The organism is Rhodoblastus acidophilus, from assembly GCF_900187365.1.
Lineage (GTDB): Bacteria > Pseudomonadota > Alphaproteobacteria > Rhizobiales > Beijerinckiaceae > Rhodoblastus > Rhodoblastus acidophilus.
Genome location: NZ_FYDG01000001.1, coordinates 927,982 through 946,831 on the forward strand (window position 1 = coordinate 927,982; position 18,850 = coordinate 946,831).

Sequence of the window (18,850 nt, forward strand, 5' to 3'; positions counted from 1 at the left end):
TATCAAAGGCCTTGCTTGTGCGGCGCACTCCCGCGCATAAGCGCCGAAGCGACAAAATGACGCAAATGGAGCAGGGTTATGGCGGAGATGCAGGCGCCAGCGGAGAAAGGGCCGCCGGGGACACCAAAAAAGAAGATCCCTTTCTACAGGCTGCTTTATGTCCAGGTGCTGTTCGCGATCGCGCTGGGCGTCGTGGCCGGCATTTTCTTCCCCGCCTTCTCCACATCGGAAGGCGTCAAGGCGCTCGGCGACGGTTTCATCAAGCTGATCAAGATGGTGATCGCGCCGATCATCTTCTGCACCGTCTCCTCCGGCATCGCGCACATCCAGGACGCCAGCAAGGTCGGACGCGTCGGCGTCAAGGCGCTGATCTATTTTGAGATCGTCTCCACCTTCGCCCTCGTGATCGGCCTCGTCGTCGGCAATTATTTCCAGCCAGGCGCGGGCTTCACGGGCAAAGCGCCCGACGCCGCGGCGGTCGAGAAATACGCCAGCGTCCATCGCGGCACGGTGGAATTCCTGCTCGACATCATTCCCGATTCGGTGATCGGCGCCTTCGCCCGGGGCGACATCCTGCAGGTGCTGCTGTTCTCGATCCTTATGGGCTTCGCGCTGCTGGCGCTGGGCGAACGCGGCGCGCAATTGCGCTCGCTGATCGACACGTCGGCGCAGGCCGTGTTCGGGGTCATCAACATTGTGATGAAGGCCGCGCCTTTCGGCGCATTCGGCGCCATGGCCTATACGGTCGGCAAATATGGCGCGACGTCGCTCGGCAGCCTCGCCTCGCTGGTCGGCTCGTTCTATCTCACCTCCGCCCTGTTCATCTCCGTGGTGCTCGGGACCATCGCGGCGGTCGCCGGGTTCAACATCTTCAGATTCCTGGCTTATATCAAGGACGAACTCCTGATCGTGCTGGGCACCTCCTCGTCCGAGAGCGCCCTGCCCCAACTCATGGCCAAGCTGGAGCGCGCGGGCTGCTCCCGTTCCGTCGTGGGGCTTGTGGTGCCGACCGGTTACAGCTTCAACCTCGACGGCACCAATATCTACATGACGCTGGCGACCCTGTTCATCGCGCAGGCGCTCGGCGTACATCTCGACCTGACGCACCAGTTGACCATCGTGCTGGTGGCGATGCTGACCTCTAAGGGCGCGTCGGGCATCACCGGCGCCGGCTTCATCACGCTGGCGGCGACGCTGGCCGCCGTCGATCCGCGCCTCGTGCCGGGCATGGCCATCGTCTTCTCCATCGACAAGTTCATGTCGGAGAACCGCGCGCTGACCAATATCATCGGCAATGGCGTGGCCACGGTGGTGGTGGCAGCCTGGGAGGGCGAACTGGATCGCGGCAAGCTGAAGGCGGCGCTTTCGGGCAAGGCGGCCCCGATCATCGCCTGAGACAAGGAAAACAAGCCCTCCGGCGTCCCGGAGGGCTTGTTTATATTACTTAATTCATTCGCCAGATTACGAAATTAAGCACGCCGGCGAAGCCGACCCACAGCGCCAGCGGAACGAAGCACAGGCCGGCCATCCGATCGAACCGCCAGAACGCCGCCCCCGTCGCGATCACCAGCAGCCATTGCGGGATCACCACGACCAGCCCCAGCAGCGGGCTTTGCCCGGCGAAGAAAGCGAACGACCACAGCACGGTGAACAGCAACTGGCCGAGAAACAGGCCAATAGCGAGCCTGTGGCCGGGCTGGCGCGGGGCGATGAGAATGCGCCAGAAGGCCAGCGCCATCAGGCAGTAAAGCACGGTCCAGACCGGGCCGAACACGGCGTTCGGCGGGTTGAACCCGGGCTTGTGCAGCGTCTCGTACCAGGGCGCCAGATTGGGAAGGGTTGCGAGCTGGCCGAGAACCGAGTCAAGAAACACCAGTCCGGCGGCGATCACGCCGGCGCGTCCCGGCTTCATGGCCGGTTGTGGAAGGGCGCGCGCCTCGCTCATGGGTATCTCGCTCATGGCGAACTCCTTTGTGGCGCAATCGGACGCGTGGCGCGAAACGTCCACAGCCGATGCGCGATGAAATTGTAAATCAGAACGACGCCGGTGGTGAACATCTGCGCCAGTATATAAGGAATCGCCAGGGCGCCGGTCAGCAGGGCCATCAGCGCCCAGGTCAGGCTGAAGCCGCCGACGGCGACCACGGCGAAGCGCCAGCCCGCTTGCGCATGGCTCCGGTCGGTGGCGAACGTATGGCGGCGGTTGAGCGCATAATTCAGCAGACCGCCGGCGACATAGCCGGTTAGGGTCGCAGGGATCACCGGCGCATGGGCCAGTTCCTTCAGGCCGATCATGACCGAGTAATGCAGGACCGTGGCGACGCCGCCGACCAGCACGAACGAGGAGAACTGACGCCGCAGCATCGTCAGCGCGGCCGGAACGGAGCGAAACAGGCGGCGCGGCTTCTCATCTCGGCTTCCATCTTCTGGCGGTTCGGGACCTGCGTTTGCGGGCGACAGACGCGAAGGCGCCGCAATCGATCGGCGGGGCGGCCTGGGGGCCGGCGATGCTGGCTGTGCTGCTTATCACGGCGCGATGAAAATGTCGCCACCTCTATGCAATCCCCGCGTAATCGGCGCAAGTGGGGTTCACAGCCGAAAAAAACTCGTTTAACAGAAGCGTCAAAAGAGGGGCTGCGACAGCGGCCCCGGGCCGGGCGCAGCCCCCGTCCCGCAGGGACACACGGCGGAGGACGCGCGCCGGCTCAATGGGCCGGAACGCGGCCTTTTTTTATGCGGCCGCGCCGAACCTGGCGCCTCCGAACAACGACAAGCCGGGCTCCGCCCGACATAACAAAGAGCAGCCATGCCGAAGCGCACAGACATCCAGACGATCATGATCATCGGCGCGGGGCCGATCGTCATCGGGCAAGCCTGCGAATTCGATTATTCCGGCACGCAGGCCTGCAAGGCTCTCAAGGCCGAGGGCTTCCGGATCGTGCTGGTGAACTCCAATCCGGCGACCATCATGACCGACCCGGATTTGGCCGACCGCACCTATGTCGAGCCGATCACGCCGGAAATCGTCGCGAAGATCATCGAGAAGGAGCGCTACGCCGTTCCCGGCGGCTTCGCGCTCCTGCCGACCATGGGCGGGCAGACCGCGCTCAACTGCGCGCTGTCGCTCAAGAAAATGGGCGTGCTCGAAAAATTCGGCATCGAAATGATCGGCGCCACCGCGGAGGCCATCGACAAGGCCGAGGACCGCGAGAGGTTCCGCGAGGCGATGACCAAGATCGGTCTGGATACGCCGCGCTCGCATCATATCAAGACGCTGGCCCAGGCGCTGGAGGCGCTGGAGGATATCGGCCTGCCCGCCATCATCCGCCCCTCCTTCACGCTCGGCGGCACCGGCGGCGGCATCGCTTACAACAAGGCGGAATTCATCGACATCGTGGAGCGCGGCATCGACGCCTCGCCCACCAACGAGGTGCTGATCGAGGAAAGCGTTCTCGGCTGGAAGGAATATGAGATGGAGGTGGTCCGCGACAAGGCGGACAACTGCATCATCATTTGCTCCATCGAAAACCTCGACCCGATGGGCGTTCACACCGGCGATTCCATCACCGTCGCTCCGGCGCTGACCCTGACGGATAAGGAATACCAGATCATGCGCGACGCCTCGCTGGCGGTTTTGCGCGAGATCGGCGTCGAGACCGGCGGCTCCAACGTGCAGTTCGCCATCAATCCGGCCAATGGCCGGATGATCGTGATCGAAATGAACCCGCGCGTGTCGCGCTCCTCGGCGCTGGCCTCCAAGGCCACCGGCTTCCCCATCGCCAAGGTCGCCGCCAAGCTCGCCGTCGGCTACACGTTGGACGAAATCGCCAACGACATCACCGGCGGCGCCACCCCGGCGTCGTTCGAGCCGGCCATCGATTATGTGGTCACCAAGATTCCGCGCTTCGCCTTCGAGAAATTTCCCGGCGCCGAACCGGTGCTGACCACGGCGATGAAGTCGGTCGGCGAGGTCATGGCCATTGGCCGCACCTTCGCGGAATCGCTGCAGAAGGCGCTGCGCTCGCTGGAGACCGGCCTGTCGGGCCTCGACGAGTACGAGATCGACGGCATCGGCAAGGGCGATGACATGAACGTGCTGCGCGGCGCGCTCGGCACGCCGACGCCCGACCGCATTCTGGTGATTGGCCAGGCTTTGCGCATGGGCATGAGCCAGCAGGACATTCACGACGCCTGCAAGGTCGATCCCTGGTTCCTCGCCCGCATCGACGAAATCATCGACCTGGAAAAGAAGGTCAAGACCTTCGGCCTGCCCAAAGACGCCGATAATTTCCGCACTTTGAAGGCGGCCGGCTTCTCCGACCTGCGCCTAGCCTCGCTGACAGGGCAGAGTGAAAGCGAGATCGCGGCGTTGCGCCGCTCGCTCGACGTTCGCCCGGTCTACAAGCGCATCGACACTTGCGCGGCGGAATTCTTCTCGCCCACCGCCTATATGTATTCCACCTACGAGGCGCCGTTTGGCGGCCAGCCCGCCTGCGAGGCGCGGCCGAGCGACCGCAAGAAGGTCGTGATCCTCGGCGGCGGCCCCAACCGCATCGGCCAGGGCATCGAGTTCGACTATTGCTGTTGTCACGCCTGTTTCGCCCTCAGCGACGCCGGCTATGAAACCATCATGATCAACTGCAATCCCGAGACGGTCTCGACAGATTACGACACGTCGGACCGCCTCTATTTCGAGCCGCTGACCCGCGAGGACGTGCTGGAAATCCTCGCCAAGGAGCAGGAAAACGGCACGCTGCATGGCGTGATCGTGCAGTTCGGCGGCCAGACGCCGCTGAAACTCGCCAAGACGCTGGAAGAGGCTGACATTCCGATCCTCGGCACCTCCGTGGAGTCGATTGACCTCGCCGAGGACCGCGACCAGTTCAAGCGTCTGCTCGACAAGCTCGGCCTGAAGCAGCCCAAGAACGGCATCGCCTATTCGGTGGAGCAGGCGCGCATCGTCGCCGGCGACCTTGGCCTGCCTCTGGTGGTTCGCCCCTCCTATGTGCTCGGCGGCCGCGCCATGGCGATCATCCGCGACCAGGGCGACCTCGACGACTATCTGCTCGGCACGCTGCCCGGCCTGGTGCCCTCCGACGTGAAGTCGCGCTACCCGAACGACAAGACCGGCCAGATCAATATGGTGCTGGGCAAAAATCCGCTGCTGTTCGACCGCTATCTGGTCGATGCGGTGGAAGTGGACGTCGATTGCCTGTCGGACGGAACCGACGTGTTCGTCGCCGGCGTGATGGAGCATATCGAGGAAGCCGGCATCCACTCCGGCGATTCCGCCTGTTCGCTGCCGCCGCGCTCGCTGGGCGCGGAGATGATCGCCAAGCTCAAGGAACAGACCGGCAAACTGGCCTTGGCCCTCAATGTCGGCGGCTTGATGAACGTGCAATATGCGCTGAAGGACGGCGAGATCTACGTGCTCGAAGTCAATCCGCGCGCCTCGCGCACCGTGCCTTTCGTCGCCAAGGTGATCGGCCTGCCCATCGCGAAAATCGCCTCGCGCGTGATGGCCGGCGAGGCCCTGGCGTCGTTCGAGCTGAAGCCTTGGAAGGGCGGGCATGTCGGCGTGAAGGAAGCGGTGTTCCCCTTCGCGCGCTTCCCGGGCGTCGACACCGTGCTCGGCCCGGAAATGCGCTCGACCGGCGAGGTGATCGGCCTCGATCGCTCGTTCGACGTGGCCTTCGCCAAGAGCCAGCTCGGCGCCGGCGCCAAAGTGCCGACCTCCGGCGCGCTGTTCGTCTCGGTGCGCGAAACCGACAAGGTGCGCGTGCTCGACGCCGTCAAGCTGCTGGCGAGCCTGGGCTTCAAGGTGCTGGCGACCGGAGGCACCGCGCGCTTCCTCAATGAGCAGGGGATCCCGGCGCAGCGCATCAACAAGGTGTCCGAGGGACGCCCGCATGTGGTCGACGCCATCAAGAACGGCGGCGTCCAGCTGGTGTTCAACACAACCGAAGGGGCGCAGGCGCTCGCGGACTCGCGCTCGCTGCGCCGCGCCGCGCTGCTGCACAAGGCGCCTTATTACACGACGCTCGCGGGCGCGCTGGCCGCGGCGGAGGGCGTGCGAGCCTATCGCGCCGGAGACCTGGAAGTGCGGGCGTTGCAGGACTATTTCATCTAAAGGCCCGGAGTTGACCTTCCCCAGCGAATGAAGGATCATATCCGCCCTCTTCGCTTGAAGCCGACGCGCCCCATCGGGGCGCGTCGCGCGTTTGGCCCTTGCCGGCTCCGTCCACGGAACCGACTGAAAAGAAAGACATTAGGATGGAAAAGCTGCCCATGACCGCCGCCGGCTTCGCCGCGCTGGAAGCGGAATTGAAGCATCGCCAGCAGGTTGAGCGTCCGCGCATCGTCGAAGCTATTTCGGAAGCGCGGTCCCACGGCGACCTGTCCGAAAACGCTGAATATCATGCGGCCAAGGAATCGCAGTCGCTCAACGAGGGGCGCATCGCCGAACTCGAGGACAAGATCGCCCGCGCCGACGTGATCGACGTCAGCAAACTGTCTGGCGACCGGGTGAAGTTCGGCGCGACCCTGACCCTGATCGACGAAGACACCGAGGAAGAGAAGCGCTACCAGATCGTCGGCGACACGGAAGCCGACGTGAAATCCGGCCGCATCTCCATTTCCTCGCCGATTTCGCGGGCGCTGATCGGCAAAAAGGTCGGCGACACCGTGGAAGTGAACACGCCCGGCGGCGGCAAGAGCTACGAAATCCTCAAGGTCGAGTTCATCTGATTCCCGCCGTATTTCCGTTCGCACGTACAACCGGCCGGAGCGGCTCACCCGCTCCGCAACAACACGCATTTTGCGCTCGCGCGGGATTTTTCCACGAATTTGCGCGACTTGCCTGATTTTAGGGCCGCCGACAAGCTTAAGCGCAACCATACCCGTGCATTTCGAATCCTGACAGCTTATTCAACAACTCGTTGTTTTTTATAGACCTTGAACAACCGACTCGCATCAGCGCCACGCTCGCCGCCCCAGTCGGAGCCACCCCTGGCAACCCCTTCCGGTTGCAATTCCTTGCCGACACGCCGTCGTCCGCACCAGGCCAATCCTCCATCTTTCGTCTATTCTATCGAGTGTTAGCGCGCTGCCCGTGTTACTCACGGGAGCCCAAAAATACACTTTCAGGTTGTATTGCCTACGATTTACACAAGCCGCAGCAGACTTGCTTAAAATCAAGTCACGCCTTAGCGGAGGCGCCCTCGCAATTCCGGAAGCGTCGCGCAAGACCGGCCCGAACTTTTTGCATCATTATATTGATATTGCTTCGCTTTCAAGCGTAAGCGACGCAAACGGCAAATCACGCGTTCATAATGTCACGTCGCTTTGTCAATGCCCATTCGGCGCAATCTCGCATGTGCAGCAATTTTTCGTTTGGCAAACCGGCGGAGCTAATGTTACGAAAGGGAAAGACTTACGAATGGTAAAGGTTTACGGGAGGTAAAGGATAACGACTGGTAAAAGCCCGTAACCGCAACCATACCGTTGGTTGTAATCATCTACCAGGAGGTTGTATTGACGCAGGCGACGCAAGAGCAAGAGACGGCGATCACGGTCAATCGTGGTCTGATCCTTTTGCGCTATGCGACGGGTTCAGCGCACGGTCCTTCTCCTTTCGCCATCGTCAAGCCGATGCCGACGAGCGCGCCTTTCCTGGAAGTGATCTCCACGCCCGGCGTCGTCTCTGGATTTCTGTCCGCTCCGGGCGATTTCGCGATCGTACGCGCGGAACAACCGGGTCAGCTTTTGGTCAAAATCGTGGCCAGGGCCGCCGGCGACCCACTTGAAGCGTCGTTTCGGATCGAGCCGTTGAGCGGCGATCAGGCCGCGCCGGTGGACGCGCAGGTCGCCCCAGCTTCCGAACAGGGCGCCCCCTGCTTGCTCGCGCATGTTGCGCGGCGCGGCGACCTGCAGACGGCGCTTGGCGCCTGGATTGGGGGGCCTGACGCGCCGGCGCCGATCGAAGGCTTGGAAGTTCGCGGCGCTTTCCCGAATGGCGTCTCGCTCGACCTGCAACCGCTTCTCGCCACCAATCCTCCGCGCTGGATGGACTGGGCGGGGCCTGGAACTTTCGTCGGAACACGGAGCCGCGCGCTTCCGCTCGCGGGCTTGCGGCTGCGTTTGTCGGGCGCCGCTGCGGAGAATTTCGAGATCGTGGCCAGCGCCCTGTTTTTGGGGGCGCCCGTGGTGAGTCGGCGGGGCCGCGAGATCGAGATCGTCAGCGCAGCGGGCGCCGACCCCCTGGTCGGTCTGCGCGTCGAATTGTCTCCGGCCGCGGTCGGCGACGTCTCGGTCGCAAACTGGGCTCCGGCGGCGCGGCCGCCCGAGTCGAAACTGAAAGTTTTCCGCGCGATGGCGAACGCCGTCGCGTGAGTTTGAGCAAAGATAGATAAAAGCGGGGACGGCTGTGACCTTTACATATAACCTTAACAAATCAAGTCTTGAGACCTACTTAGGTCAGACCTTAAATGGTTTCACACAGAGCCTGATCGAACAGGCTCTGGCCGCTAACGGCCTTCAGCCGGCGTCGGGCAAGGGGACGTCGCTCGTTTTGGATGAGGACGGCGGCGCAGCGAGCTTGACGTCGCCGGGGCACTTGTTCATCGCCAACGATCCGAACGGATCGCCCATTTCCGTGACGGACGCCTCTGGCGGCAATGTCATTGCGATTGGCGAATATGCCGACAAGCTGACGATCGAAAACAATGGTCCGCTGATGGACACGATCATCGGTGGCGGCAACACCGGCGAAAGCATCTCGCTCGGCGCGGGCAGCTTCGTGGTGGTCGGCGGCCCTGGATCCAGGGAGACGATCACCGGCGGTTCTGGCTTTAACAACATTTACGGCGGAACGGCCGGCCGCACCTTAATCCAAGCCGGATCGGGTAGCGGCTATTACGGCGGCGACACGTCTTCGTCGGCCGCCTATTCCTATGACACGATTGTGGCCGGATCGGGCGCCGGCCAGATTCTCGGCGTCGCCGACGGCCACAACGTGCTCTACGGCACGGCCATTGGGTCCACCACCGGCTCGGCGGTGCAGAACACCATCTGGGGCGGCGCCGGCGACGATACGCTTTGGGGCGGCGGCCACAGCGAGATGCACGCAGGCAGCGGCACGGAATTTCTCTGGGGCGGCGGCTGGTCGAATTCCGCCGATACGCTGGTCGCGGGCTCCGGTTCGGACCAACTCGGCGCCTGGGCCGGCGACAACCTCATCATCGGCTACAACACCGACGACATCCGCAACATCAACGATCCGACCAAGGGCTCTGTCTATCAGACCGGCGTCAACACGATCTGGACGGGCTCCGGCAATGACACCGTTTTCGGCGGCGGCCGCAGCGTGATCGACACGGTGAACGACACGCTGCACGCCGGCGGCGGCCAGACGACCGTCTGGGCGGGCCGGTTCGCAGGCTCGTCCGACACGATCAACGCGGGTATCGGCGACGTCTATGTCGGTCTCGCCCAGGGCAACAACTCGATCCATGGCGGCAGCGGCACGCTCACCGCCTGGACCGGCTCTGGCCACGACACGATCACGCTGGGCTCCGGCTCGGATACGATCGGCGTCGCTTCCGGCAATTCGAGCATTGTCGGCGGCACGGGCCACGACACGATCTTCTACTGGAGCAGCGCCAATTCGACCATCGTCGGCGGCGCGGACACGACGATCGACATCGTCTCGAACGCCTCGAACGGCGGCGTGGCTTCGACGTCCACCATCGCGGGCGGCGCCACGACCTTGACCTTCACCGACGGTCATACGCTGACGTATTCGGGCGCGAAGCTCAATATCGTCTCGCATGAGACCATCTCGAGCGGCTTCAAGTAAGACCGGCCGCTGTCCCAGCGCTCCGCGCCGCGCGCTTGTCGCGCGGCGTTTTCATTTGAACCTCGCCAGGTTAACTGTCGCCGAAGACCTCTGTTTCTTTTCCGGCGAATTGCTCTAATCAAGAACGCGGCCAGGACCGTGGCCCACGGCCCTCGCGAGATGAGCAGGATGCAGATCTTATTTGTTCACAACAATTTTCCCGCCCAGTTCCGTGGACTGGCGGGAGAGCTGGCCAAATCTCCCGACCATCGCGTCGTCGCCATCGGGTCCGAAACGGCGCAGGACCTCCCCGGCGTGGAACTACTGCGCTACAGGATGCCGTTCTTCAATGTCTCGCAAACGCATCCCTTCGCCCGTCGCCTCGACGTAGAAGGCCGTCGCGCCACGCAGGTTCTTTTCGCCCTGAGCGAATTGCAAGCCAAGGGTTTCACCCCCGACCTGATCGTCGGTCATTGCGGCTGGGGCGAGACGCTGCCGTTGCGGCCGTTCTTTCCCAAGGCCAAAATCGCGATCTACTGCGAATTCTACTACCGCCCCGAGGGCCAGGACATTCACTTCGATCCCGACGATCCGCAATTCGGGGTCGACGGCATCGTCGCGATCCATTGCAAGAACGCCGCGACGCTGCTGTCTCTGGTGGACGCCGATCTCGGCTTGTCGCCGACCTCATGGCAAAAGCAGACCTATCCCTCGGAATTCCACCCCAAGATTCACGTCGTCCATGAGGGCGTGGACGACGCGCGTCTAATGCCGGACGCCAATGCGCAGTTCGAACTCCCGGGCGGGCGCGTGCTGCATCGCGGCGACGAGATCGTGACCTTCGTCGCCCGCAACCTCGAGCCGATGCGCGGCTATCATGTGTTCATGCGCGCGCTGCCGGACATTCTGGCGGCGCGGCCGAACGCCCAGGCCGTCATCATCGGCGGCGACGATGTCTCCTATGGCGCGGCTCCCGAACAAGGCAAGAGCTGGAAGTCGATCTATCTCGACGAGGTGGCCGACAGGCTCGACCTGTCGCGCGTGCATTTCCTGCCGCCGCAACCCTACGACCGCTTCGTTCAGCTGCTTCAGACCACCACCGTTCACGTCTATTTCACGGTTCCATTCGTGCTGTCCTGGTCGATGATCGAGGCGATGGCGCTGGGGTGCGTCGTGATCGGCTCCGATACGCCGCCGGTGCGCGAGGCGATCGACGATGGGGTCAACGGCCTGCTCACGCCGTTTCACGAACCCGCGGGCCTCGCCGAAAGAGTCTCGCGCGTTCTGGCCGCGCCGTCCGACTATGCGGCGCTGGGCGCGGCCGCGCGCGAGACGGCGCTGGCGCGCTACGCCAAGAAGGATTGCCTGCGTCAGGCCATGGACATTCTCGGGCTTCCCGTTCCGGCGCCTGATCCGGAAGCGCCCACCGACGCGGCCGACGCCCCCGAATCGCCGGAAAAACGCCCGGCCCCCTTCATCGTCCGGCGCAGCCGCGGCGCCTCAAGCGCAAATCAAGAGGACGTAGGATGAATGACGCATTGAAGAAAATCATCCTGAACGCCGGCTCGGGTCCCCGCAATTCGGGCAGAATTCCCCAAATCTTCACGCCGCAGGATTGGTCGGAGATCCGGCTCGACATCGTTCCGGCCAACGAACCCGACGTCATCGGCTCCATCGTTGACATGCGGGCGTTGATCCGCGACGCGGCCGTGGATGTGGTGTATTCTTCTCATGCGATCGAGCATCTGCACGCGCACGAGGTCATTCCCGCCTTTCGGGAGTTCCGCCGGGTCATCAAACCGGGCGGTTTCGCGCTGGTCACCTGCCCCAGCCTGCTGGCCATCGCCCGCTTCATCCTCGCCGAAGGCGCCGAGGCCGTGGCCTACCAGTCTCCGGCCGGCGCCATCCGCCCCATCGACATGCTGTTCGGCCATAGCGAAATGATCGCCAATGGCGCGCATTACATGGCCCACAACACCGGCTTTACGGCGCAGCGGCTCGGCCGGGTCGCCATGAACGCAGGCTTCTCCGAAGTGCGGGTGATCGAGGGCAAATATTTCGACATCTGGGGCTTGCTGCTCACCCCGGGCGCATCCTGGGACTGGCTGTCGCACCTGTTCGCCGGCTCGATGCTCGAGCCCTTCCTGACCCTGAGCCAGGGGGGCAGCGCCCCGCCGCCTCAAGGGATCCAGCAGCCCTGGCAGCGCTAGCCGACCCTGCTGGCCTGCCCGCGCAGCGAGAGACGGACGTGAACGGCGAGCCCCTGCTCATCGACCGCGGCGGCCACGACGAGGCGCTGGCCCGATTGGCGGCGGAACGATTGCGGCGCGGCGACTTCGCCAGCGCGTTCCGTTTCGCTGACAGGCGCTGTCGCCTCGGCGCGGCAGACGCGCTCGATTTCCTGCTGCGCTCCGAGTCGGCGCGCGGCGCCGGGCTAGAGGCGCTCGCCCGGGCCGACCTCGTCCGCGCCCTCGACCTCGACCCGACCCACCGCGCCGTGCTGCGCTTCGTGCTGCAATGGGGCCATCGCGACGAGAAACTGATCGCGGCGCGCGCGGCGATCGACGACCCCGCCTGCGGGCTCGACCTGTTGCGGCTCGCCCTCGCCGAGGTCTTCGCCGAAGGGACGCCGGCGATTCTGCGCCTGCAGACCATCGCCGGACGTCTGACCGGCTGGGCGGCGTGGCGCGCCGGCGAGGCGCCGGACCTTCTGGAGCGGCGCGATCCCTGCACGACGACCCTCTTGACGCCGGCGCCGCAGCATCCTTTGCGACTGGAGGGGGTGGAGGCCGTGGACCTGAGCCTGGACCCGGAGGGCCTCGCCGGCGTCACGCTTCGATGTCGCGGCCGGCACGTCGCCAGCTGGGCGGCGGCGCCAGAGGCCCCGGCTGCCGCGCGCGCGACGCAAAGCGCCCGCCTGTGGGTGATCGTTCCCGTCTATGAGGATTTCGCCGCGACCCGCGCCTGCCTGACGGCGGCCATGGCGCAACTCGACGAGGTCGGCGGGCGGGTGGTGGTGGTCGACGACGCAAGTCCGAACGCCGCCCTCAGCGGCTGGCTCGACATCAACGCCGCCTCGGGGCGGCTGGAGCTGATCCGCAACCCCGAAAACCTGGGCTTCGCCGCTTCGGTCAATCGCGCCTTGTCGATCTGCGACGGCGGCGACGTCATTCTACTCAACGCCGACGCCTTGCCCCCGCGCGGCGTTTTCGCGCGCCTCGCGGCGCTGTCGCGCGCCGCGCCGGACGTCGGTGCGCTGACGCCGCTGTCGAACAATGGCGAAACCTGCAGCTTTCCCATCCCCAACGCCTGCAGCCCGCTGCCCGGCGAGCGCGAGGTCGCGCGGCTCGACGCTCTGGCGCGGCAGGCCAATGGCGACCTGTTGATCGACTTGCCCAATGGAATCGGCTTCTGCCTCTACATCACCCGCGCCTGCCTCGATGCGGTGGGACCGCTGCCGGAAGTTTACGGACGCGGCTATTACGAGGACGTCGAATTCTGCCTGCGAGCGCGCGAGAAGGGTTTTCGCACCGTCTGCGCCGCCGGCGTCTATGTCGGCCACGCCGGCTCGCTGTCGTTCGGCGCGGAAAAACGCCGGCTGGTGGTGCGCAACATGCAGGCGCTGCGCAGCCGTTTTCCCGGGCACGAGGCGGAATGCGCCGCCTTCCTGCGCGCCGATCCGCTCAATCGCGCGCGCGCGGCGCTGGAGCGGCTCGACGCGCCACTCCGGCCGTTCCGTTTGATCGTCGCCGCCCTGGGCGCCGACGCGGCGGACGCTGAAGCCGAGGCGGCCGGTTTCGCCGCCGACGCGCCGGCGCCGCTGATCTGTCGCTACGATCCGCAACAGCGGCTTGCGACGCTGCGCGGCCCCGCGGGGGTCAGCCCGCAATCGCTCGAATTCGACCTGAGCGAGCCGCGCGGTTTCGACGCGCTCGGCAAATGGCTGGTGCGCCTGCGCCTGACCGGGATCACGCTATTTTTCTCGCACGCCCTGCCCGCGCCGCTCCTCGCCATGCTGCCGCGTCTCGGCGAGCTGGAGCTGGCCATCGCCGGGTTGGAATGGTTCGCGCGACCGCCTCGACCAGAGCGAACCTGCCAGCATCTTGCGGACGCGCAACCCTGCCCCGCCTGCGCCCATGCGCTATCGGACTGCCCGGACACGGCGCAGCGCCTGCGTTTTTGGCAGGAAGCCGCCGGCGCCGGCGCGACCTTGCGCCCGCTCGACCAAATGACCGCCTATGTGGCGCGCCGACTGTTTCCGCAGGCGCGGGTGCTGTCGCCGCCGGATGTCGCCGCCTTCACGCCGCAGGTGGAGGGCGGGCGCGTGCTCGGCCTGCTGTCGCCGCAGCCCGAGGCCGGCGCCGACGCGCTGGCGCTGTCCCTGGCGCATGCGCTGCGCCGGCGCGGCGACCCGGCGCTGCTGGTCGTGTTCGGCGCCTGCCTCGACGATTTCGCCGCCATGGCGCCGGGCAATGTGCTGGTGACCGGCCCGGTTGAGGAGGCCCAATTGCCCGATCTCGTCGCCGCTCACGGCGTCACGGAACTGATGTCGGGGTCGCGGACCCGCCATTTCGGCCGGTTGGACGCGCTGGCGGCGGCCTGCCGCCTGCCGCGCGCCAGTTTCGACTGGTCCTCGGGCGCCCTGCCCTTCCATAGCGCGGAGCTTGCGCTCGATCCGCGCCTGTGCGACCGCAAGACGGCCGAGCGCGTGGCGGACTGGCTCGCCGCGCGCCGCGCCATGGACTCCGAAGCGCGCGCAAGGAACGAAAGCGCATGAGCGACGCCACGCACACCATCCACGCGTCTCTTGTCCTCCTGTCGGAGAACCGGATTGGCGGCCATGCGTTCGATTCAGCCCATCCGCTGCGCCGCCTGGCGGTCGACCTGCTGGTCGACGGACGCCCGGTCGGGCTGGCGCGCGCCGTCCTTTACGACGCCCATCTCGCGGGCCAGCCGCAGGCCGGCGCCGGCGAGAACGGCGGCGCGTCGGACGGCTGCCACGGATTCGTGTTCTCGCTTCCGCCGGGCGCGCTGGCTCAGGCGCGGCGGCTTGAACTGCGTCTGGCCAATGGCGAGACGGCGCTCGCCTGCCTCGACGCCCCCTTTCTCATCGCGCAGGAGGCGGGCCAGGAAGGCGAGGCGCGCTGGCTCGGCGGCTTGCGTCTCAATGGCTGGCTCGGCGCCGGGGTCGCGGAGGGCCGGGTTCGCGCCCTGGTGGAGGGTCAGGTGGTGGCGGAAGCCCGCGCGTCGAGCTGGGTTCACATCGACGACGGCCCCAAGGCCCGGCCTCGGCGCGCCTTCGACCTGTTCCTACCCGAGCATTTCGCCGACGGCCGCGCGCATCAGGCGCGCGTGATCGACGACAACGGGCAGGAGCTTCCGGGCAGCCCGGTGTTTTTCGCCGCCTTCGCCGACGGCCTCGCCAATTTCATCCGCAGCGGAGCCGATCTCGAATCGCAGCGGCTGCGCGCGGAATTCTTCGACGAGATCATGCCGCAATCCCTGCCGTTCACCGTGATCGGCGAATGGCGGCGGCGGTTCGCGGCGCAGCCCCCGCGCGAGCCGGAGCCGACGCCCGTCGCCGTGGTGCTGATCGGCGAGGCCGGCGCGCAGGAAAGCCTGGAGACGCTCGAAGCGCAGAAAGGATGCGACTGGCTCGCCGCCGTGCTCGACGGCGCCGGGGCGGCGCAGTTCGACCCGGCGGCGCTGGGGCAGTTTCTCGATCAGGACGCCAGCGGCTGCGACACATTCGTCTTCGCCCTGGGCGGAACCCTGTTAGACCCCGGCGCGCTGGCGGCCTTCGCCGCCGCGCTCAAGGCTTTTCCCGCCGCGCCCTGGGCCTATGCGGATTTCACCCTGAGCGCCGGCGAGGAGGGCGAATGGCCGGTCGCGCTGCCGGCCTTCGACTATGAACGCCTGCTCGAACAGGGCGCAGGCGCCCTGTTTTTCGCTGCGCGGCGTGATTTTCTGCGCGCAGCCTTGCAGGCCGGCGTCGATTCCCTGTTCCGCCTGTGCAATTTCGCCTTCGACCGGCGCCGGGCGCGCGGGCCGCGCCAGTCCTTTCCGCTCGCAGCGACGCCCGTGCATATTCCCGGCTTCCTGGCGCGTCTGCCGCGCTTCGACGCCCGCGCCATGGGGCCGGCGCTGATGCAGGCGGCCAAGGCCCATTTCGACGCGCGCAAGGCGCCGGCGCGGATCGAGCCCGCCCTCGGCTTCGCCTTCCCGCGGCTCAAACTGGCGCGACCGCCGGCGCCCGGCAAGGTCTCGATCCTGATTCCCACCCGCGACCGGGTCGATCTGCTGCGCCCCTGCATCGACTCGCTGTTCGCCACCGCCGATCTCGGGCCGCACGAGATCATCGTGCTCGACAATGAATCGGGCCAGCGCGAGACGCTGGATTATTTCGAGGAGATCGCCGCGCGGGGCCTGCGGGTGTTCCGCGTCTCCGGCGCCTTCAACTTTTCCGGCGTCATCAACGCCGGCGCCGCGGTCGCGACCGGCCAATACCTGCTGCTGCTCAACAATGACGTCGAGGCGCTGCACAAGGGCTGGCTGGAGGACATGCTCGGCCGCATCGCCGAGCCCGACGTCGGCGCGGTCGGCGCGCAATTGCTGTGGCCGAGCGGCGTCGTCCAACATGGCGGCGTGGTGCTGGGACCGCGCCTCGCCGCGACCCACGCTTTCAACGATCGCATCGACGGCGATCCCGGCTACGCCGACATGCTGCTCGCCGCCCATGAATGCAGCGCGGCGACGGCCGCCTGCCTGCTGACGGACAAACAGCTGTTCGACGCCGCCGGCGGCTTCGACGCGCTGAACTTCCCGATCAACTTCAACGATGTCGATTATTGCCTGAAATTGCGGTCGCAGGGGCTGCGCGTGGTGCAGACGCCCCACGCCAAGCTGATGCACCGCGAATCCGCCTCGCGCGGCAAGGACGAGGCGCCGGACAAGTCGCAGCGCATGCAGCGCGAATTGCGCAACCTGCGCTCCGCCTGGGGCGAGGGCCTGCTGGCCGATCCATCCTACAGCCCGCTGCTGTCGCTCGATCCCATTCCCTTCAGCGCGCTCGCGTGGCCGCCCCGGCCGGCTGCGCCGCGCCAACCGGGCCTGCCGCACCGGCGCGCCGTGCCGCTCGGCTTCTAATCCTCTGAAAGGAGGCGAAAAGCGCCCATTCATCTTCCGTTCAGCGTCAACAGCGCCATGATGTTGACATTATCGAAGCGCTTTGCGGCTTGGCTTGAACGGCGGAAGACCATTGAACATCATGATCTCCAGTGAACGACTGATCGAATCGCTTGCGCCGGACCGCGGTCTGGCCGAACCCGTCTACAAGCAGATGGCGCGCGCCTTCAACAAGATGCTGGAAACCGGCGAGATCGAGGAAGGCCAGAGCCTGCCGGCGGAGCGCATGCTGGCGGAGCGGCTCGATCTCAGCCGCACCACCGTACGCCGGTTTTACGAGGAGCTGCGCAAGGACGACCTGCTCAGCACCAGCCGGCGCAGCGGCGCGGTGGCCAAGGCCCCGCAGCGCGCCGCGCAGCGGACGGGCCGGCTCAAGGGGTTCACCGATGAAATGCGCGAACTGGGTCTTGAGCCCTCCACGCGCCTGCTGTCGCGCGACATCGTGCGCGACCGGGTGATCGCCTCGGTGTTCAACCGGCCGTCCACCGCCCATTTCCTGAGGCTTGTAAGGCTTCGGCTCGGCGACGGCGCGCCGCTTTCGCGCGAAATCGCGTGGTTCGACCTCACGCTGGCGCCCGAAATGGCCGACTGGAACGTGGAGGGCGCGGCCTACCACCATCTCGCCAAGGTGTGCGGCGTCCGGCTCGGCGAATCCGAGCAGAGCATTGAGGCGGTGTTGAGCAGCGACGACGAAAACGTCGCTTTCGGCTTCGACTCGCCGCAACCCTGCCTGCTGATCAAACGCCGGACCCAGGCGACCTCGGGCCAGATGGTGGAATATGTCGAGAGCACGTTCCGCGGCGATTGCTACACCTATCGGCTGACGTTGGAGCCCTGCGCGCGCAACTGACGGGAGCGGCGTCAGAAAACCAGCGCGTGCAGCAGCATGATCGCGAACAGGGCGAACAGATAGCCGACGGAATAGCCGAACAGGTTCAGCGCGGCCTTGTCGCGCGCGAGAACGGGGCCGTCGCGCAGGCCGTAAAGTCTTAGCGACTTCCAAAGGAAGACGGCGTTGAGACCGGCGGCGGCCAGCGCGTAGAGCGCGCCGAGCTTGGCGATGACCAGCGGCAGGAAGGACGCCGCCGCCAGCGCCAGACTGTAGATCACGATCTGCCGGCAGGTTCGCCCGGGGCCGGCGACGTTGGGCAGCATCGGCACGCCGACTCGCGCGTAATCGCCGCTGCGGCGCAGCGCCAGCGCCCAGAAATGCGGCGGCGTCCAGAAGAAAATCAGCAGGAACAAAGCCACGGGCGCGAGCCCCAACTCGCCCCCGGCCGCCGCCCAGCCGATCGCCGGCGGCAGCGCGCCCGCCGCGCCGCCCCAGACGATGTTCATCGGCGTGCGCCGTTTCAGGCCCATGGTGTAAAAGGGGATGTAGATGACGACGGTCAGCGCCAGCAAGGCGCCGGAAAGGGCGTTGACCCGCGCCGTCATGGCGACAATCGACAGCAGCGCCAACGCCAGGCCGAGGACCAGCGCCTCTCGCGGCGCCACCGCGCCGCGCGGGATTGGCCGGGCCGCCGTGCGGGCCATCTGCGCGTCGATGTCGGCGTCCCACCACATGTTGAGCGCGCCGCAGGCGCCGGCCGCCCCAGCCATGGCGCAGATCGCCGCGAGGAAATTCAGCGCGTCGAAAGGCCCGGGGGCGAGCAGATAGCCGACCGCGCCGGTCAGCACCACCAGCGACATCACGCGCGGCTTCAACAACAGCACACGATCAAGCGCGCGGACTTTTCCCACGCGCGGCCCGGCTGCGTTCGTGGCCCCAACGGCTGGCTTCATGGCGAATGCGCTCCCAACGACCAATTCGATGAACAAAGCGATAAC

Annotated in this window: 13 protein-coding genes; 10 read left to right on the forward strand and 3 right to left on the reverse strand. The window is 66.0% G+C overall.

Annotated features, from left to right (window positions below; genetic code table 11):
• Window positions 1-87: 87 nt before the first annotated feature.
• On the forward strand, window positions 88-1,395 hold the full coding sequence (locus CFB24_RS03950) for a dicarboxylate/amino acid:cation symporter (protein ID WP_088519519.1): 1,308 nt from the start codon (window positions 88-90) through the stop codon (window positions 1,393-1,395).
• Between the two features lie 49 nt (window positions 1,396-1,444).
• Here CFB24_RS03950 and CFB24_RS03955 read toward each other — a convergent pair whose 3' ends face one another.
• Together CFB24_RS03955 and CFB24_RS03960 are read right to left on the reverse strand one after the other, a co-directional pair.
• Window positions 1,445-1,960 (reverse strand): TspO/MBR family protein, encoded by a 516-nt coding sequence (locus CFB24_RS03955; RefSeq protein WP_244593309.1) that lies wholly within the window; start codon window positions 1,958-1,960, stop codon window positions 1,445-1,447.
• Window positions 1,957-2,364, reverse strand: coding sequence for a GtrA family protein (locus tag CFB24_RS03960; protein WP_088519234.1), 408 nt, complete (start codon window positions 2,362-2,364; stop codon window positions 1,957-1,959). The genes CFB24_RS03955 and CFB24_RS03960 overlap by 4 nt, the downstream gene beginning before the upstream one ends.
• A 442-nt stretch (window positions 2,365-2,806) precedes the next feature.
• Here CFB24_RS03960 and carB point away from each other — a divergent pair, with 442 nt between their 5' ends.
• The 9 genes from carB (at window position 2,807) to CFB24_RS04005 (ending at window position 17,870) form a co-directional block, all read left to right on the forward strand.
• On the forward strand, window positions 2,807-6,130 hold the full coding sequence (gene carB / locus CFB24_RS03965) for a carbamoyl-phosphate synthase large subunit (protein ID WP_088519235.1): 3,324 nt from the start codon (window positions 2,807-2,809) through the stop codon (window positions 6,128-6,130).
• 143 nt (window positions 6,131-6,273) lie between these two features.
• Entirely contained in the window at window positions 6,274-6,747 is a 474-nt protein-coding gene (gene greA / locus CFB24_RS03970) for a transcription elongation factor GreA (RefSeq protein ID WP_088519236.1), read from the forward strand.
• A 786-nt stretch (window positions 6,748-7,533) separates the two neighbouring features.
• Window positions 7,534-8,391: a hypothetical protein gene (locus CFB24_RS03975; RefSeq protein WP_088519237.1), complete on the forward strand. Its 858-nt coding sequence runs from the start codon at window positions 7,534-7,536 to the stop codon at window positions 8,389-8,391.
• Between the two features lie 262 nt (window positions 8,392-8,653).
• On the forward strand, window positions 8,654-9,856 hold the full coding sequence (locus CFB24_RS03980; protein ID WP_141098343.1) for a calcium-binding protein: 1,203 nt from the start codon (window positions 8,654-8,656) through the stop codon (window positions 9,854-9,856).
• A 168-nt stretch (window positions 9,857-10,024) separates the two neighbouring features.
• Window positions 10,025-11,365 carry a glycosyltransferase gene (locus tag CFB24_RS03985; RefSeq protein WP_088519239.1) on the forward strand — a complete coding sequence of 447 codons (1,341 nt, stop codon included), beginning with the start codon at window positions 10,025-10,027 and terminating at the stop codon, window positions 11,363-11,365.
• Window positions 11,362-12,045, forward strand: coding sequence for a class I SAM-dependent methyltransferase (locus CFB24_RS03990; RefSeq protein ID WP_088519240.1), 684 nt, complete (start codon window positions 11,362-11,364; stop codon window positions 12,043-12,045). The genes CFB24_RS03985 and CFB24_RS03990 overlap by 4 nt, the downstream gene beginning before the upstream one ends.
• A gap of 38 nt (window positions 12,046-12,083) precedes the next feature.
• Window positions 12,084-14,612, forward strand: coding sequence for a glycosyltransferase family 2 protein (locus CFB24_RS03995; protein WP_141098344.1), 2,529 nt, complete (start codon window positions 12,084-12,086; stop codon window positions 14,610-14,612).
• A complete protein-coding gene (locus CFB24_RS04000; RefSeq protein ID WP_088519242.1) occupies window positions 14,609-16,981 on the forward strand; it encodes a glycosyltransferase family 2 protein in 2,373 nt (790 codons plus the stop codon). Before CFB24_RS03995 ends, CFB24_RS04000 begins: the two co-directional genes overlap by 4 nt.
• A 121-nt stretch (window positions 16,982-17,102) precedes the next feature.
• On the forward strand, window positions 17,103-17,870 hold the full coding sequence (locus CFB24_RS04005) for a GntR family transcriptional regulator (protein ID WP_088519521.1): 768 nt from the start codon (window positions 17,103-17,105) through the stop codon (window positions 17,868-17,870).
• An 11-nt stretch (window positions 17,871-17,881) separates the two neighbouring features.
• Here the strand turns inward: CFB24_RS04005 and CFB24_RS04010 are convergent, their stop codons facing one another.
• Window positions 17,882-18,805, reverse strand: coding sequence for a heme o synthase (locus CFB24_RS04010; protein WP_088519522.1), 924 nt, complete (start codon window positions 18,803-18,805; stop codon window positions 17,882-17,884).
• Window positions 18,806-18,850: the final 45 nt, after the last annotated feature.

Excerpts from the sequence above, each read along its gene's own strand:
- CFB24_RS03950 (WP_088519519.1), top strand. The coding sequence starts at position 88 with ATGCAGGCGCCAGCGGAGAAAGGGCCGCCGGGGACACCAAAAAAGAAG.
- CFB24_RS04010 (WP_088519522.1), bottom strand. The coding sequence starts at position 18,805 with ATGAAGCCAGCCGTTGGGGCCACGAACGCAGCCGGGCCGCGCGTGGGA.
- greA (WP_088519236.1), top strand. The coding sequence starts at position 6,274 with ATGGAAAAGCTGCCCATGACCGCCGCCGGCTTCGCCGCGCTGGAAGCG.
- CFB24_RS03985 (WP_088519239.1), top strand. The coding sequence starts at position 10,025 with ATGCAGATCTTATTTGTTCACAACAATTTTCCCGCCCAGTTCCGTGGA.
- CFB24_RS04000 (WP_088519242.1), top strand. The coding sequence starts at position 14,609 with ATGAGCGACGCCACGCACACCATCCACGCGTCTCTTGTCCTCCTGTCG.
- CFB24_RS03990 (WP_088519240.1), top strand. The coding sequence starts at position 11,362 with ATGAATGACGCATTGAAGAAAATCATCCTGAACGCCGGCTCGGGTCCC.
- carB (WP_088519235.1), top strand. The coding sequence starts at position 2,807 with ATGCCGAAGCGCACAGACATCCAGACGATCATGATCATCGGCGCGGGG.
- CFB24_RS03960 (WP_088519234.1), bottom strand. The coding sequence starts at position 2,364 with ATGCTGCGGCGTCAGTTCTCCTCGTTCGTGCTGGTCGGCGGCGTCGCC.
- CFB24_RS03955 (WP_244593309.1), bottom strand. The coding sequence starts at position 1,960 with ATGAGCGAGATACCCATGAGCGAGGCGCGCGCCCTTCCACAACCGGCC.
- CFB24_RS04005 (WP_088519521.1), top strand. The coding sequence starts at position 17,103 with ATGATCTCCAGTGAACGACTGATCGAATCGCTTGCGCCGGACCGCGGT.